Below are 3,142 nucleotides of genomic sequence, written 5' to 3'. Positions count from 1 at the left end.
TGGCAACATATCAATATGATCGGAGAATATGACTTTTAAGAAAAAGTAGATTTTCAAACCTCTGGGCTGTAATCACCATTTGGGCCTAAAATAAAATAGCAATAAAAATTATGTCTCATAAACTCAAGATAGGGGAGAATAAATGATATTTTGATTTATGAGATAGTAAAATAGATATTTGAGACAAGTTTTTGACGTATTTTATCGTATTTTGAAACATCCGTTCAACGAGGTATTTTTTTGTAAGTTGTTGATAACAAATAGCCTACAAGCCTTATTTTATTGTAGGCCCAAATGGTGATTACAGCCCCTCTTTGGTCAAGTATTACCAGAGCTGAAGACGTTTTACTGTAGATGGTTCTCCATATGGTTGTTGTTGGGCGATTAAAATGTTTTCATGGTATGGATTTGGCATTACTGGAAATCCTGGACAATAGTTTCTGACGGTTTCAATAAGAAAGTTAAAATACTTTTGGTCGAATCCTCGAATGGTTGTACAATGAGTGATGAACCACCACAACATTTGTTCTCTTTGTACTAGTGCGTTGAGTGCCAGTTGCTGATTTTGGCTCATTTGTTGAACCGTATCGTTTTGTTTGAAGAAGGCTTCGGTGGCATTTACAACCGCATTCTCAAATTGTCCGACTCTTTTTTTCCAATACACCACCAATGGATGATGTTCCAATAAAGCGTTTGGAATTTCCTCAACCACTTTGAATACCCCGTCAAAACCAGATATACCAAAGCTCTGATTTAATTTGGTTTGTTGGTTGAAATATTCTATAACCAATTGGTTTCCGACTACTTCCAAGAATTTATCTTGGATTATTTCTTCCATATTTATGGGCATTGGCTCAATAGCTGGTTTATTCATACCATATTCCGACAATTCAAAACCAGAGTGGTTTTGATTAGTTGTTATGACGGGTTTATTTGCTGGGTCTTGGTCTTGGTTTGACTGATTATAATTGCCAAGATTCGACTGACTCTCATTTTTGATAACGCCAAGATTCGGAAGATTACGTGGAATCTTAGCTTCCAAAATTGCCACTTCTACTTGATGTTGTTCTATCGTATTTTGAAGTTTGATATCTCTCATATTAAGTTCATGGGCATACTCTGCCACCCTACTTTTTAAAGTCTCAATCTGAGATTCATACCCTTGAATGTCCGACTCCGTAGAATAGGTATTTCCTGAAATGAGTTTTCCTTGTTGTGGGGTTATATCTCCATAGGTTTTGTCTAAACAAGTAGCGGCTAAGATGGCTCTTACAAAATCAGCATAAGAAGGAATACCTACTTTAACTGCTTCATTCATCACGGCGATAAATAATGGATTATCAAGGCGAACCGTACTGCCTGTTGTCAAAGGCTCTAAATTTTTATATAATTTTAAACTTGGCATAATGTTGAAGATTTTTATGATATGAGACTAATAAATTATTAAGATTTTCAAGAATCTTGACTACAGATTCTTAAGTATTAATTACACTTGCCAAGATTCTGGCGGAATCTGGCGGATTTTTGACTTGACTCTTGAAGATTCTGTAAGATTCCGCCCGATTCTTGGCTATTGATTCTTGAATATTGTATTTACCAAGACTCCATTGAATATTGGAGAATCTTAGAGAATCTTAGCTATTTATTTCTGAATACTACTTTCGCCAAGAATCCCTCGAACCTTACAGAACCTTGACGATTGATTCCTAAACATCACGCTTGCCAAGCCTCCCTTGAATCTTGCGAAGTCTTAAAGATTTGGCAGAACCCTAATGATAGACTCCTACCTATTAGGTTTTCTAAGATTTCGTTGAATCTTGACGATTGATTTATTACTATAGATTCTTGAGTATTGTATTTACCAAGAATCGGGCAGAATCTTGCGGAATCTTGAAGATTCGGCAAGATTCCGCAAGATTCTTGACTAAGATTCGGCAGAATATTGACTATTGATTCTTGCGTATTGTAAAGAGTTGAAAAGATTGAGTAGAGCACATTCCACTCCTCGATACTGGTAAACCTTAACCCATAAAAAGTAACATAGGTGTTGTCCTTTTATAGGTGCAAAGTTGCATAATAAAAAATGGTTATTTGAGAGTTTTGAGAGTTTTGAGAATATTGCGAGTTTTGAGAGTATTGGCTGTATACACCTTTATATAACTTGCGACCTTTTTATCATTTTTAAGCAAAAAAGTTCTTATTAGCGGAGATTTGAGATAAACATCGGCTTTTTTGTATGAAAAACATATTAACCCTAATCCATAGCTCTTTTATGGGAAGTTTGCCTAATATTTAAATGACCTCCCTAATAAGTAATTAAAATCAAAATCAAGAATCTGACTCAGCCAAATCAAGAATTGTATTATCCTGAAATAGCAATCTACGAAATAGCCTTATGACAGACCCAAGACTTTTTGATAAGCTCAATTAAAGAACACATGGGATTCAATAAGCTATCGTGATGCGGTAAAAATAAAACGGTTCTTGTCTCACCCTTGTTGATGCTTTTCCTACTTGGTAGGTACGAGATACCTGGACTTTCGTTGTTGGCAGTTTATGGAATTCAAACGGTCATTTTCTTTACTTTTGAAAACACCATCAAATTAGTCTTTAATCAAAGTATTTAGCGTAAAATAATGTGGTTAATAAATCAAAGTTAAATAAGTTTAACCATAATTGAGTATTTTTATACTTTTACGATAAAAACCATTCAACCCCCATTTTTATGTTAATTGGATACGCCAGAGTTTCAACCATTGACCAAAATACGGACCTTCAAACTGATGCGCTGAAAACAGCAGGTTGTCAAAAAATATTCATTGATAAAATCAGTGGGGTAAAATCTGATCGCCCCGAACTCAACAAATTAAAAGAGCAACTTAGAGAAGGAGATACGTTGGTGGTCTGGCGACTTGACCGCTTGGGTCGTAGCCTAAGAGATTTAATTGATTGGATGAATTATCTCGAAAAAGAGAAAGTAATGTTGAAATCTTTGCAAGAAAGCATTGATACGGGAAACCCTACGGGAAAATTGATATTCCATATTTTCGGAGCCTTATCAGAATTTGAGAGAAATCTGATTGTAGAAAGAACTAATGCGGGTTTAAAAGCTGCCCGAGCCAGAGGCATCAAAGGCGGGCGA

The 3,142-nt window shown here is 35.6% G+C and carries 2 protein-coding genes; one reads left to right on the top strand and one right to left on the bottom strand.

What is annotated here, in order from left to right; all coding sequences use genetic code 11:
- Positions 1–325 precede the first annotated feature (325 nt).
- Complete coding sequence (locus AC1W31_RS20980) at positions 326–1,405, bottom strand: hypothetical protein (protein ID WP_481736458.1); 1,080 nt, start codon at positions 1,403–1,405, stop codon at positions 326–328.
- A gap of 1,320 nt (positions 1,406–2,725) precedes the next feature.
- Between AC1W31_RS20980 and AC1W31_RS20975 the strand changes: the two genes are divergently transcribed.
- On the top strand, positions 2,726–3,142 hold a 417-nt coding region (locus tag AC1W31_RS20975; RefSeq protein ID WP_481736457.1), incomplete at its 3' end, for a recombinase family protein.

This window comes from Arcicella sp. (assembly GCF_964672035.1).
The sequence above is the reverse complement of the archived record's forward strand: the minus strand, read 5'-3'. Positions and strand labels throughout refer to the sequence as shown.